This window comes from Stenotrophomonas sp. (assembly GCF_032066555.1).
Taxonomy (GTDB): domain Bacteria; phylum Pseudomonadota; class Gammaproteobacteria; order Xanthomonadales; family Xanthomonadaceae; genus Stenotrophomonas.
On the sequence record NZ_DAMBKV010000005.1, the window covers coordinates 92710 to 104685 of the forward strand.

14 protein-coding genes are annotated in these 11976 nt (G+C 58.8%); 3 read left to right on the forward strand and 11 right to left on the reverse strand.

Annotation, left to right across the window (positions count from 1 at the left end; genetic code table 11):
- The first annotated feature begins 30 nt into the window (after nt 1–30).
- Complete coding sequence (locus RT131_RS08590) at nt 31–948, forward strand: DNA-binding protein (protein ID WP_313172015.1); 918 nt, start codon at nt 31–33, stop codon at nt 946–948.
- 242 nt (nt 949–1190) lie between these two features.
- Nucleotides 1191–1442, forward strand: a complete 252-nt coding sequence (locus RT131_RS08595) for a DUF3653 domain-containing protein (protein WP_313172017.1) — start codon at nt 1191–1193, stop codon at nt 1440–1442.
- Nucleotides 1443–1581: 139 nt separating this feature from the next.
- Here the strand turns inward: RT131_RS08595 and RT131_RS08600 are convergent, their stop codons facing one another.
- The 7 genes from RT131_RS08600 to RT131_RS08630 all read right to left on the reverse strand — a co-directional run bounded on the left by RT131_RS08600 (nt 1582) and on the right by RT131_RS08630 (nt 7238).
- On the reverse strand, nt 1582–2253 hold the full coding sequence (locus RT131_RS08600) for a TraX family protein (protein ID WP_313172019.1): 672 nt from the start codon (nt 2251–2253) through the stop codon (nt 1582–1584).
- Nucleotides 2250–3437 carry a zonular occludens toxin domain-containing protein gene (locus RT131_RS08605; RefSeq protein ID WP_313172021.1) on the reverse strand — a complete coding sequence of 396 codons (1188 nt, stop codon included), beginning with the start codon at nt 3435–3437 and terminating at the stop codon, nt 2250–2252. The genes RT131_RS08600 and RT131_RS08605 overlap by 4 nt, the downstream gene beginning before the upstream one ends.
- Nucleotides 3434–3760: a DUF2523 family protein gene (locus RT131_RS08610; RefSeq protein ID WP_313172023.1), complete on the reverse strand. Its 327-nt coding sequence runs from the start codon at nt 3758–3760 to the stop codon at nt 3434–3436. Before RT131_RS08610 ends, RT131_RS08605 begins: the two co-directional genes overlap by 4 nt.
- Entirely contained in the window at nt 3760–5169 is a 1410-nt protein-coding gene (locus tag RT131_RS08615) for a hypothetical protein (protein WP_313172025.1), read from the reverse strand. The genes RT131_RS08610 and RT131_RS08615 overlap by 1 nt, the downstream gene beginning before the upstream one ends.
- A 131-nt stretch (nt 5170–5300) precedes the next feature.
- A complete protein-coding gene (locus RT131_RS08620; protein ID WP_313172027.1) occupies nt 5301–5537 on the reverse strand; it encodes a hypothetical protein in 237 nt (78 codons plus the stop codon).
- 241 nt (nt 5538–5778) lie between these two features.
- Nucleotides 5779–6060 (reverse strand): single-stranded DNA-binding protein, encoded by a 282-nt coding sequence (locus RT131_RS08625; RefSeq protein WP_313172029.1) that lies wholly within the window; start codon nt 6058–6060, stop codon nt 5779–5781.
- Entirely contained in the window at nt 6042–7238 is a 1197-nt protein-coding gene (locus RT131_RS08630) for a replication initiation factor domain-containing protein (RefSeq protein WP_313172031.1), read from the reverse strand. Before RT131_RS08630 ends, RT131_RS08625 begins: the two co-directional genes overlap by 19 nt.
- Before the next feature lie 349 nt (nt 7239–7587).
- Between RT131_RS08630 and RT131_RS08635 the strand changes: the two genes are divergently transcribed.
- Nucleotides 7588–7974, forward strand: a complete 387-nt coding sequence (locus RT131_RS08635; RefSeq protein WP_313172033.1) for a DUF3693 domain-containing protein — start codon at nt 7588–7590, stop codon at nt 7972–7974.
- Nucleotides 7975–8672: 698 nt separating this feature from the next.
- Here the strand turns inward: RT131_RS08635 and RT131_RS08640 are convergent.
- The 4 genes from RT131_RS08640 to crcB form a co-directional block, all read right to left on the reverse strand.
- Nucleotides 8673–9410 carry a copper homeostasis protein CutC gene (locus tag RT131_RS08640; RefSeq protein ID WP_313172035.1) on the reverse strand — a complete coding sequence of 246 codons (738 nt, stop codon included), beginning with the start codon at nt 9408–9410 and terminating at the stop codon, nt 8673–8675.
- Nucleotides 9407–10414 carry a N(4)-(beta-N-acetylglucosaminyl)-L-asparaginase gene (locus RT131_RS08645; RefSeq protein ID WP_313172037.1) on the reverse strand — a complete coding sequence of 336 codons (1008 nt, stop codon included), beginning with the start codon at nt 10412–10414 and terminating at the stop codon, nt 9407–9409. Before RT131_RS08645 ends, RT131_RS08640 begins: the two co-directional genes overlap by 4 nt.
- Before the next feature lie 23 nt (nt 10415–10437).
- Nucleotides 10438–11484, reverse strand: coding sequence for a glucokinase (locus RT131_RS08650; RefSeq protein ID WP_313172039.1), 1047 nt, complete (start codon nt 11482–11484; stop codon nt 10438–10440).
- 89 nt (nt 11485–11573) lie between these two features.
- Nucleotides 11574–11960 carry a fluoride efflux transporter CrcB gene (gene crcB / locus RT131_RS08655; protein WP_313172041.1) on the reverse strand — a complete coding sequence of 129 codons (387 nt, stop codon included), beginning with the start codon at nt 11958–11960 and terminating at the stop codon, nt 11574–11576.
- Nucleotides 11961–11976: the final 16 nt, after the last annotated feature.

Below are 11976 nucleotides of genomic sequence, written 5' to 3' on the forward strand. Positions count from 1 at the left end.
GGGCAGGGCGCCCATCCAGGAGACACTCTTATGGCCCGCGGCATCACCGAATCCGATGTTCACACCGCTGCCGACGAGCTGGTCGCCAGCGGCGATCGCCCCACGGTAGAGCGCATCCGCGCCCACCTGGGCACCGGCTCGCCCAACACCGTGACGCGCTGGCTGGAGACCTGGTGGAAAAATCTGGGCATTCGACTGCAGCCGAAACGACCAGATTTGAAGGATGCGCCGGCGGCACTGGCCGAGTTGGCCGGACAGTGGTGGACGCTGGCATTGCAGCATGCGCGCGAGTCGGTGTTGGAAGAACTTGCCCATGCCAGGCAGACCCTTGCAGCCGAGTACGACGAACTGCGTGTCCAGCAGCAGAACTTTGCTGAGGAAGCTTCCGAACTCCATGCCAAAGCAACGGCCTCGGCCCACGCAGAACGCCTCGCACTGACCCAGGTGACGGAGCTGCGGCAACTCGTCGACCAGCTTCAGTCGCAGCTCGCAGAGTCGGCGCAACAACGTGCTTCTGCGGATCAGCGACTAGCGCAGGTGGAGTCTGCGAGACACGCCCTAGAAACCCGATTGCACGAGCTGCAGGAACTGGCCAGATCTGAACGCGAGAGCCTGATAGAACATGCCAGATCTGTCGAGAATCGTGCTCTGCACGATATCGACCTTGCTCGCCAAGAGGCCAAGTCGATACGGACATTGCTCATCGCGGCTGATAAGAAACACTCGGTTGTTGAAGCTGACTTGCGGCGCGGACTGCAGCAAGCCCAAGAATCCGCCATCACAGCGACAGCTGAAGCAGACAGGCTGAAAGGCAAGAATGCAGCTATCGAAGAGCAGCTTGCTAAGTTTCAGCATTTGCCAGCTGACTTGGAAGCAGCAATCCGACGGGCGCAATCGTCGCCGAGAGTTAGCAAAACTGGCGGTCGCCGGATGCCCACCAAGACCTAGCTTACGAATTGCAGTGTTTGCTGATCGATCTTCTTAAGTAAGCTTCTGTCGCTTGAGCGCTTAGCCCTATACGCTCAAGTATGGACAATTAACTAATGAAAAAACGGTCATCGACTTCGGAAAGTCACAGCGCAGGCGCTTCATTACGCCATTTCGCATAATGTATATTATGTTAAATATTGTCCGGACATGGCTGGTCCGCATCTTGCAGCCCCGATGGCTCTTGACACGGAGTCTGCAACATGCGTAACCGCAAGCTGACCGGCCCTTGGGCCGGTTTTTCGTTTAAGTCGGGCCGATTGGTAACGCCCGAGGGCCGCGAATTGCTGCCGGAGGATCTGGCATGGCTTGGCCTGACCGCTGCGCTCGCCCAAGAGTACCGGCGACTGCTGGACCAAGAAAAGCAGCTCGCCAAGGGGGTGATCCGTCGATCAGCGGAGCCTTGCCCGGTAGTCCCGATGCTACCGGCGCTGAGGCGCTCAGGGCGCGTGTGAGGCGTTTACCGTAGGGGCGCTGCCCCTACACCCCAAAGACCTGGTGATTCTCGATCGGTACTTTTCGGAAAGCCTTACAGGACAATGGTTTCCGGGGCGTTTTTCCTGCAGGGCGAATTTCCTGCAGGAAAAAACGAGTTCAAAGCGTGCTGGCCACCGCCGCGAGTACCATCAGATGCCCAATGTAGTAGCCGTAGAAGCCCCAGCGCGTGCGCCTGACAGCCGGCAAGCGTCTAGCTGGGTCACCGAGCCAATACATGGGGAAAAGAGCAACCAAAGCCCACGGATTGCCGTTATAGACGCACAGTGGCGCAAAGGCGGCGAACGCAAGAAAAAGACGGCCCACACCAATCCAGATGGTTCGGTCACCGCGCACCCCTTGGGGTGTTCTGAAGAACCACCACCATGCCACCACAAGAGCAACGCCGGACCACTGATAATCCACCAGCATAGGGATTGGGCCAGCCAAGACCAGCAGCAGCCCCCAGCGGCGATTCTGGACCGCCCAGCAGCAAGCTACGGCCAGAGCGAACGAGAACAGGACGTTGACCGGGAGCAGCGCGTCGAACGTCCATGCATAAACCGGCTGAGCGACAAGGCCCCAGATGGAGAGACGCCGAAACGATTTCGCATAATCGGCACCCGGCTGGGCCAAGTTGTAGGCCATCACGAACGCGAACAACGGGAACGCGATTCGACCAAGTTCAGAGACGACCGGAACGTAACCGCCCGCCAACACCTTTACCGCGTGGTCTCCTGTCATCAGTACCAGGGCGAGCCATTTTAGGGTTTCTCGCGCCGAGCTCGTCATAGCTGGAAATCCGTCGACGGCACCGTGGTTGGCGTGTTGTATGACTTCACTTCGGGAAATGTCCCCTGTGAGCGTTGGCCTCTACTGATGACAGCACTACCCTGCCCTCGCTCGGCAATAGATTCTTTATTGCGCTCAATCTGCGTAGGCCCATCAACGAAGCGATCATTTCGCTCGTCCCTATAAGGCTCGTACTGGCCGCGACGGGCAACAAAACGACAAGTTGGCTCGTCGATCACGTAGTTGGTGCCCTGCTCCGTGACACACGTGCAAGAAGGTTCGGCATTCTTACCCTGAGCGTTCATACCACCCAAGGAAGACATACAGAACAGACGCGGCGCTTCACTCGGCAAAGAAAGGCTGTCGTCATATGCGGGTGCGCTCCACGGCTCAGATGGAATGCGTGGAATGAATCGCTTCGCATAGTCGGAAGCTGTCATCGAGGTGCCCGCCGCAACACCGCCTCCCGCCGTCGCATTCGCTCCGTCGCGCGGCGTTGTCGCCGTGCCCACTTGATTGCCTGCGGGTAACGCTTGCTCATCGCCGCCCAGCCGCTCTCCCATTGAGCCAAACGTGTAGTACATCATGTACAAACCAAGCGCAATGCCGATCGGAAACGCGATGTAGTACCAAGGAATTCTGCGCTCAGTCGTATCCAGCTCAGTGGATTTGTAAGTCCCCATCGGACGCTTGGGCAGCTTCTTGCGCCTGTTGACAAGCGGAATCGCTTTCTCGGCCTGCGCTTCGAACTTGTCGAACTCGCGTAGCTGCACGAACTGCGTACCAAACCGCCTACGCACATGGATGTGGCGCTCGATCAAGTCATGCACGAATTGATCGCACTGCTTGTCGGGCGACTGGCTGACGAAGATGAAGTCCAGACCCCTATGACGATGCTTCGCTAGCTGCTCGACGTGATTAGGAACCTTTGAGCCCGACGGACGCTTGGGGAGCATGCCGTGCTCGTAGGCTTCGTCTACAAGTGCGACTGCACCATCAGGCAAGAAGTTCGGCCAGTCTTTGAACTGCTCTGGCGTCATTTCAAGAACGCCCGTTTTTGCATAGTCGAACTCGCGGATATTGCACGCGTAAACGATACGGCCTTGATCCTTGAATTCGAGAAGCCGCTCGATTGCGTGGAGCGTCTTACCGTGCCCAGGCTGACCCGTAAACCAATAAATCATGACCCACCCCCGGCAAGCTGGTCAGCGACTGACTTGGGAACAATGAAGACCTTCCAAGCAAGGCGAACCGTCAGAGCGGAAAGAATCATTGACATCGCCGTACCTACTTGCAGGTAGCCAAGCACTTGAAGAACTGGACCATCTAATCCGCTGACCTGCGACAGCACAAACGATTTCAAATTGGGAAGAACAGCATCGAACGTAACCGTAGTTAATCCGAAGGTTGCGAGGACCTTGCCAACAATTCCAGATGCGGCATCTTTCAGTTTGCCAAGAAGGTGGGTAATACCGTTTGCAATCCAACCCCAGACCATTCCGCTCATTACAGCCCCCAGCCCATCAGGATTTTCAAAGCAGTAAACGCGCCGAATACAAGTATCAGCGCACGAAGAATTGACATGGCTTTGCACCAATACGGGAAATCAGCACCGCTGATCGTTACGCCCATGAGTTGGAACGTAGGAGGCTGAGGACAAGAACCACCACCGAAGATGTTGTCCTGGTCGAGCAAGCTGGTGGAAACCCCGATACCGAACCGCTTGGCACCTTGAACGTCACCATTGCCATCACCCGGACCAGTCACCTCACCAGTGCCCTCCAGTACATCAGGGACGCCGTTGCCGTTTGCATCTGAAGAATCACCACTGCCCTCATCGGAACCGCCTTTAGCGAGCTTCTCCAGAGCACAAGCGGACTTCCACTGCTGCATCAAAGACGCGTACTCCATTGCATCGCACTTATCACCAGTGCAGATCGGCACAGCAGTACAGGTGCCCCCGCTGACATTGCGGTTCTTCCGTGTATTGCAGTCAATGCGCCATTGAACCTTCACCTGCATGCACTGAATGGCGTTCCCGCTACAACTAGGCGGCGAATCGCAGCTATCACCGCCCGACGCAGAATCTTTGTTTGGGTCCTGCTCGCCATCTTCTTCGTCAGGCTTGCCATCTCCGTTGCTGTCCTTCTTGCAAGTACCATCCTTGCCCTTTGCTTCGCCTGCCGAGCACTGCCCATCACCCGGTAGACATTGACCGGAAGGCGATTTAACGTTTCCTGCAGGACACTCGCTTTTTTCAGGACTGCAATAGAGCGATCCTTGCTGGATCGCTCCAGGCGTAGTACCGGGAGTTGAAATCATTCCGTCCGGGCATTGTCCGTCGGGAACACACTGCCCGTTCTTCTTCTTCTGGCCTTCGGGACAAGGTTTATCTATAGGCTCGCAAACGCCCATGTAGCCGTTCCAGTAGCTACCGCTAGGACAATCCTTCTTGAAGTCGTCGTCAGCACACGTGGATCCTGTTGTGCTAGCAATGCTTGTCTCATCTGCATTCTGAGCATACTTAACAACGCAACCCAGATTACAACGAGTCGAGCCGGTGACCGGCAAGAATGGCGTAGTTTGAGAGGGGCGCTTCGCACAGCTGTTGGCAAGCATCCAATAGCGTGTATATGGACCGGGGCCAGACGCATCACCAGGACTGTGACCAGTTGAAACAGAAATCCTGCAGTAATTTGCGCCTGAGCCGTCTGGGCAAGAACGACTAATCGTCAAATAGCTATTTTTCCAAGTATCGCTATAGCTCCCCTTTGCTTGACCAATCGCTGCAGAATACGCAGTGCCTTCATCCGAACACCATCCGTTATTGACGCTACAAGGCGATTGCTGAGCGAGAACAGCCGGGGTGAGGATTGCCGAAACGATGAATAGCGCGACAACCAGAATAATGCGCATCACACGCCCCCGAACGCGAGCCAGCACGCACCACATATCCCGACGATAACGAAGTAACCCATAACCCCTCCCTCAATAAAAAAAAGGGGCGACCATGACAGTGCGCCCCTCCCAATCCCCTGCCCCGGCCCTTAGCGGGCGCGCTTGATGTAACCCCAGAGGATAATCACGCCGAGGATCACCGCAATGGCTGCGATGACCAGGTTGACGTCAGCCTTACCACCAGCCATCTCACCGGCGATGGCTGCGCCCGGCGAACCACCACCGCTTGCAAGGGCTGCACCGGAAGCCATCAGGGCAGTTGCACCCGCACTGACCTTGCCGGGAATCGAAGCGCCGAAACGTCGCAGCTTGTTCACGTACTTCATCTGCAAAACCTCTCTATCAATAGACCCCTAGACGCGCGGCACGGAACACCAGACGCGCTTTCAAGCCGATGGCCCACAAACCAACTATTGAGAAAGCCACCAAGCTCCCATCAGCCAAGTCCAGGGGCGGAAGAATTGGCTGGTGGTATGGAACCCAAACCGGCACCAAACACGTGCCGTCCTGCTGCACATTCGCAGCAGCGCAACCGACTACGTAAAGTGGTTCCGGCTGGGACATCAGTTACCCCTTTGCCGGGGCGGCGGCGTGCGGCTTCGCAGACAGCGGCACCAGATCGACGTAACGCTTCAACGTCAGGTCGCCGAAGTTGCCCAATGCAAAGCTTTTGGGATCGATGTCGTACTCACCAGCCGGGTAAGCCGGACGCTGGCCGAGGCCGACACGAAACGGCAATTCGAAGCCGTTGCCCAGGTCGAGACCAACCATCTGCGAACGCATGATGCTGTTGGTCTTGGGGTTGTGCTGTTCTTCAACAGCGGCGGACTTTACGCGGCAAACTGGCATAGTTCTTCCCTCACATATCGATGAAGTGGCTCACCCTTGGCAATGCCGCGAAATCTCCCCGGGTGGCCGTCACGGAGTACGCGGGCCTCTACGAAGTCCGACCAGCTATCGCCGAACGCTTCACGGAGGACATTGAGCATTGGCCCCGCCTGACGATGCAGCCATGCAACGGCAGCTTCGGCGGAAACCTCGACTTGCTTGCGAATCGTTTTGAGGCGGGTACACACGCCTTCGATCAACTCCGCAATAACGCTGTAGGACCCGCGCAGATACGCAGCGGGATTCATCAGCACATCCAATGGCACTTCAACGTGCTTGCCGTACAGGCGTGCTTCCACTCGCACCCAGCGAGATCCGGGCAACCCCATCTGCTTGCCCTTTTCATACACGCACAGCTCTTTGTGCCCCTTGCCGCCGACGTACAGCGTGCAACCCGTACCGTGGCCTTCATCGCTGATGAAGCGATGGCGAGGTGGGCATCCGCCCTGGGCAAAATCACCAGCAGCAGCCCGCTCACGCAGCGCATGGACGTCCACACGCTCGCCCTCGTAGTCGTCGTGAGCAACGTCCACGCGGCTGATCTTGGCCCGGAGACGTTCGCACTCGCGCTCAACCACGTTCCAGCGAGTAACCCACTTGCACCCTGCCCCGGACAGGCTGATGCAAATGGTTTCCTTATTGCCGCCCAGCCCAACGTGGCCGACCAACTCGCCTTCACGATCCACAAGAACGGCGCTCAAAGGGTAGAAATTCCACTGCTTTTTGCGGATGGCACCGGCGCGGACTTCGCCGCGGAAACCAAAAATCCGATAGAGCAACAGATCCAGCTGCGTGCACCGAACTTCGTCAGCAGCTTCAAACGGAAAGACGATGGTCAAAAAGTCGATGATTGCTCCCTGTTGCTGCGAAACCGACTTTTGGCCCGTGTTACTCCTCGGGCCAATTTCCGCGACCTGACCCTTTTCACCAGCACAGGCTGGGGAAAAGGCGTAACGCGACGGCAGACGCAGCGTGTCGCCACGCTGGGCGATAGGCGGGAGCATGGCAATCGCCATGCGATCAACGGCAGCGGGACAGCCAAACGAGCGAACGCGCTTACCGTTCACAGCAGGATCGAACGCAGGAACAACACCGGCAACTGCCGCCACATCGCCATCAAGGGACGGGAAATCATCCACGGCGCACCCACCGGATGAAGTAGAAGCAACCGAGCAACGCCAGCGGAACAAGAAGGATCACTGGCCCACCTCCGCCCTTGCACACGCAACAAGGCGAGCGGCGCGGTACGCGGAATCAACACGCGCTTCCCGGCGAGCAATCACCCAGCCAAATAGGCGAGCCGTCCCGAAGGACAGGGCCAGCGAAGAACCAACCAATGCGATGACGGCAGCTGTGTGCATGTGCATCCCCTCCCCTACCCGTTGAACCGGACGCCCGGTGGGGGTGCACCGGGGCCGGCGTCACGCCAGCGCGTGACAGGGCGCATGTAAACTGACAGCGTGACGCTATGTCAAGCCGGAGGATGACGTGAACACAGTTTCAGAGCTACTTGACAAGGTGAAAGAAGCCTGCTCCATCCCGTCAGACAACGCTCTCGCGGAAAAGCTGGGCGTCAACCGCCAACTGCTATGGCAAGTGCGGCGGGACGAAAAGCCGCTGTCAGATGAGCGGATTGCGCAGCTTTGCTCGATGGCGAAGCTAGATGCAGCGGAATGGGTTGTCCGCCTCCACGCCGAACGGGCTCAATCGCCAGTAGAGCGCGCCATGTGGTCAAAGATGCTCGTACGCCTGGCAGCAGCTGCAATTTTCGTTGCACCGCTTACCGCTGGCGCCGCTGATAAATCGCTTCAAAATCAGGCATTTGCGCCTGAAAAATCGCTCGGTATGTATATTATGTTCAAAAGAGTTCCATGAAAGATCCGAAGGCTCCCTGTGGCCCGGCGCCTTTTTTTCGCAACGAGCGCCCTGACTTCGTGCTGGAACTGCGGCCGTATGTATTCGTTTCCTGCGAAGTCCGCATCAGAACAGCTCCTGTCGCCATTCCCAAGGTTTGGTTTGCAGTACTTTGCCGATCCTCTGTGAGGCACATGCTCTGAAGGACGACATCTTTCGCCACTGGCGCGGCTCGTTTATCCCCGGCCGTGTCGATGCATGTAGCCCTGTTTGAATCCTTGAAATCTGGCCTGCCCAGTAGCCGAGAACGCGCCAGATTTGAAGCCATGGCCTTGCGGTCTGTGGGCGTGAGCCGTCCTTGTTGAAGCTATTGCGGATCCAATGCTTATTTAGTGACTCGTCACGATTAAATGCCAGCTGGCAGCTGAAGCAACGCTGTGAGCAGTAGCCTGCAGGCGTGTTGAAGAGTTCCAATTCAGTACCGTGCGTTCGACTTGGTTGACAGCCGCCACGGTCGCATGAAGGTCAGAGCCTCGATCAGCTAAGGTCGGCTGTGGGCAAGAGAAGCCTGACTTCGTATTTAAAGTGACGCGTCACCTTAACAAGAGATTGAATGGATATTGATCCGGCCAGGTGCGGCTCCGCTGACAGTCGTCCATCGATACGCACAATTAAAGTGTTACGTCACTTTAATTGGTCAGGTGCCAGCACACGCAGCTTCAGCTGATCGCATCCAGGGCCTGCCGCAGGGCACCGACCAGGTCGGCCTGAGTCTGGATCCAGTCGTTTTCCAAACCCTTGAGTGCCGGGTTTTGATACGCCATCCCTGATCGCTGTCTGCTCTTGGCCGATGCATGCAGCTGCAGGCAGCCCGATTGCTGCGCAACCTCTGCAATGTTTTGGGGGTTCAACCCAGCCCCGGCCATCAACTGCAGGCGCGATCCGGCTTGTTTGACCAGCTTGGCAAGCGTTGCGCTACCTTCGGCGGCATCGGCATGGCCCCCCGAACTGAGGATGCGTTTGATGCCAAGCTCAACTATCTGTTCCAGCGCTGCAGGTAGATCGCGTGCCGCGTCGAATGCGCGATGAAAGGTGATGTCCAGCGGCCCGGCAACACGAACGAGTTCGCGACACAGCGCTACATCTATCTCGCCGTCTGCATCCAGTGCCCCTATGACCACCCCGTCGCAGCCCAACTGCCGACAATGGGCAATGTCCCGCAGCATGATCTCCGTTTCCATCGATCCGTAATGAAAGTCACCCGGACGCGGTCGTATCAATACGTATAACGGAATGTGCAGACGGTCACGCGCTACTGCAATGCTACCGAAGGACGGTGTCGTGCCGCCCTGCTCCAGGTTTTCGAACAGCTCAACGCGGTTGGCCCCACCTTGCTGAGCTGCTACGGCCGACATTGTCGAATTGCAGGCGATTTCCAGCAGATATGGCGAACTCATGCCTGGGTGCTCGTGTACACCGAAGCTGATTCGAGCAACGCATCCTGCTTGCTGCTGTCGCACACGGCGTAGACGAAGCCACGATGCAGCGCATACGCGCCAACTTCGCCACGGCGGTTCATTGCCAGGAAACAGACCTGCAAGGTACGGCTGGCTTCGGGGCGTTTACGTACTACACGCTGGATGGCTTCACGGCAGGCTTCCGCCGGCGTACGGCCTTGCCGCATCAATTCGACCACCAGGAAGGAGGCCGCATTGCGGATCATTTCCTCACCCATGCCGGACGCCGTGGCTGCCCCTACTTCGTTGTCGACGTACAGGCCGGCGCCGATGATCGGGCTGTCGCCGACGCGGCCATGCATCTTGAAGGCCATACCACTGGTGGTGCAGGCACCGGCCATCTCGCCCTTGGCGTCGATGGCGATCATCCCCAGCGTGTCGTGGTTGTCCTTGTCGCCGGGAATACCGCGACGCTCGGCGTTGATCTGCGGCGCGTAGTGCTCGGTCTTCAACCACTCGCGCCAGGCTTTCTCTGCTTCCGGCGTCAGCAGATTGCGGCGTTCATGTCCTTGCTGCACGGCAAATTGTTGGGCGCCCTCCCCCACCAGCATGACGTGCGGGGTCTTCTCCATCACCGCGCGGGCGACGGTGATCGGGTGCAGGATATCGGCCAATGCCGCCACCGAGCCGCAGCGACCATCGCCAGCCATGATGCTGGCGTCCAGGCTCAGTACGCCATCGCGATCAGGATTGCCGCAGCGACCGACAGTGGGGTTGCAGAGTTCGCTTTCCGCCCAGCGGGCGCCGGCTTCCACCGCATCCAGCGCATTGCCGCCGGCGGCCAGGATCTTCCATGCAGCCTGGTTGGCGCCGACGCCGAAGTCCCAGGTTGAAACCACGCGAGCGCCGCTGGCAGCTGCCGGCGACGCCAGCAGGCCGGGCGCAGCGCTGCCCAATGCACCGATAAGTGCGGACGATTGCAGGAACTGTCTGCGGGTACTCATGGCGGGAACCTCCTGGGTTGGGCTCAGCGTGCGGTGAGTTTGTCCACGTGCCAGGCAAGGGCACCGAGCACGCCGAGCTCGCCGTGTTCAACGCGCCAGACCGGTACGTGCCGCAACGCCTGTGACAAGCGGTCCTTGGCAAGGAAACGTTGCTGGAAGCCGCCTGCGTGCAGGAAATCACTGATATGACCAGTGATACCACCGGTCAAATAGACGGCGCGTGCACCGAAGGTCAGCGCCAGATCGCCAGCCAGGCTGCCCAGCCATGCGCAGAATACGTCAACGCTTTCTGTCGCCAATACATCGCTGCCGCTGCGTGCGGCAGCAACCAGTTCGGCTGGCGATTGCCATTGCGGGACGCTGCCGCGCAACTCGCACAAACAGGTGTAAAGCGTGATCAAGCCCGGACCAGACAGGATCCGTTCGTTGTCGATATGGGTGTATCGCCGCGACAGCAGGCGCAACACGTCCTGCTCCAGTGCGCTGGAACCAGCCAAGGCGGCGTGCCCTGCTTCGCTGGGCAGCACCGAAGGCTTTCCACCCGGCAGGTATACCGCCACGCCCAAACCGGTTCCTGGGCCGAGCACCACGGCTGGGCCAGGTGCTACCTGCTCGGGATCACCGCAGATCAGGTGCAGCGAATCGGCCTCGGCATGCGCCATCGCTTGAGCGACGGCGACAAAGTCGTTGATCAACTCCAGCGTTTGCATGCCTGACTCACGGCGCGTTGCCGCCAGCGACACCGGCCAGGCCAGATTGGTATTGAGCAGCGTATCGCCGTCACCATCAAGGACGCCGGCGATGGCAACGACCGCGTGCGCGATCGGCGGTGCATCGGTTTCCCGGGCCAACCAGTCGGCGTAATCGCGCAGGATTGCAGCCAGACTCGGGTGTTCGGCACAGGTGTATTTGCGGAAACCGTGGACGCTCAGCGCGCCGTTGGCCTGCAGCCGCGTCCAGCCCAGGCGCGCATAGGTGCCGCCGACATCCGCACCGATGATGGCGCTGCCCGGTTCAGAATCCTGGATTGCTTTGCTGCGGGCCGCGTCATCCGACGCTGGTCTGCTCATTCGTGTGCCCGCTTTTGCTGCATGTCCAGGAAACGCTCAATTTGTGGTGGGCGCATGATGCGGTATCGACTGCGGCATTGAAAGCGACCTCAAGTCAGGTGCCGCAAAGCGCGCCAGGTCCACCAGCCCAGGGCGGTCATGGACAGCGAACCGATCAGATGCAGGCCGATGGTCAGCAGGCCCCAGCCCAGTTGTTGGCGCTGCAGCAGGTAGACCACTTCAGCGGAGAATGTGGAGAACGTGGTCAGCCCTCCCAACAGCCCCGTGACCACGAACAGCCGCCATTGCGGTGAGAGCTCGGGCCGGGTGGCGAAGAAAGCCAGTGCAAGCCCGATCACGTAGCCGCCCAGCAGGTTGGCGGTCAAGGTCCCCAGCGGCACCGTGTTGTGCACGGGGTTGAGCCAGAGGCTCAGTCCGTACCGCAGCCAGGCACCGAGCGCTGCGCCAACGCCGATGGCCAGGAAAGAAAGCCACATGGGTTCAAGCTCCAGG

What these genes read in the sequence shown, in the direction of transcription:
- RT131_RS08595 (WP_313172017.1), top strand. Translation starts at nt 1,191, where the DNA reads ATGCGTAACCGCAAGCTGACCGGCCCTTGGGCCGGTTTTTCGTTTAAG.
- RT131_RS08610 (WP_313172023.1), bottom strand. Translation starts at nt 3,760, where the DNA reads ATGAGCGGAATGGTCTGGGGTTGGATTGCAAACGGTATTACCCACCTT.
- RT131_RS08650 (WP_313172039.1), bottom strand. Translation starts at nt 11,484, where the DNA reads ATGAGCAGACCAGCGTCGGATGACGCGGCCCGCAGCAAAGCAATCCAG.
- RT131_RS08645 (WP_313172037.1), bottom strand. Translation starts at nt 10,414, where the DNA reads ATGAGTACCCGCAGACAGTTCCTGCAATCGTCCGCACTTATCGGTGCA.
- RT131_RS08600 (WP_313172019.1), bottom strand. Translation starts at nt 2,253, where the DNA reads ATGACGAGCTCGGCGCGAGAAACCCTAAAATGGCTCGCCCTGGTACTG.
- RT131_RS08605 (WP_313172021.1), bottom strand. Translation starts at nt 3,437, where the DNA reads ATGATTTATTGGTTTACGGGTCAGCCTGGGCACGGTAAGACGCTCCAC.
- RT131_RS08640 (WP_313172035.1), bottom strand. Translation starts at nt 9,410, where the DNA reads ATGAGTTCGCCATATCTGCTGGAAATCGCCTGCAATTCGACAATGTCG.
- RT131_RS08590 (WP_313172015.1), top strand. Translation starts at nt 31, where the DNA reads ATGGCCCGCGGCATCACCGAATCCGATGTTCACACCGCTGCCGACGAG.
- crcB (WP_313172041.1), bottom strand. Translation starts at nt 11,960, where the DNA reads ATGTGGCTTTCTTTCCTGGCCATCGGCGTTGGCGCAGCGCTCGGTGCC.
- RT131_RS08620 (WP_313172027.1), bottom strand. Translation starts at nt 5,537, where the DNA reads ATGAAGTACGTGAACAAGCTGCGACGTTTCGGCGCTTCGATTCCCGGC.
- RT131_RS08615 (WP_313172025.1), bottom strand. Translation starts at nt 5,169, where the DNA reads ATGCGCATTATTCTGGTTGTCGCGCTATTCATCGTTTCGGCAATCCTC.
- RT131_RS08625 (WP_313172029.1), bottom strand. Translation starts at nt 6,060, where the DNA reads ATGCCAGTTTGCCGCGTAAAGTCCGCCGCTGTTGAAGAACAGCACAAC.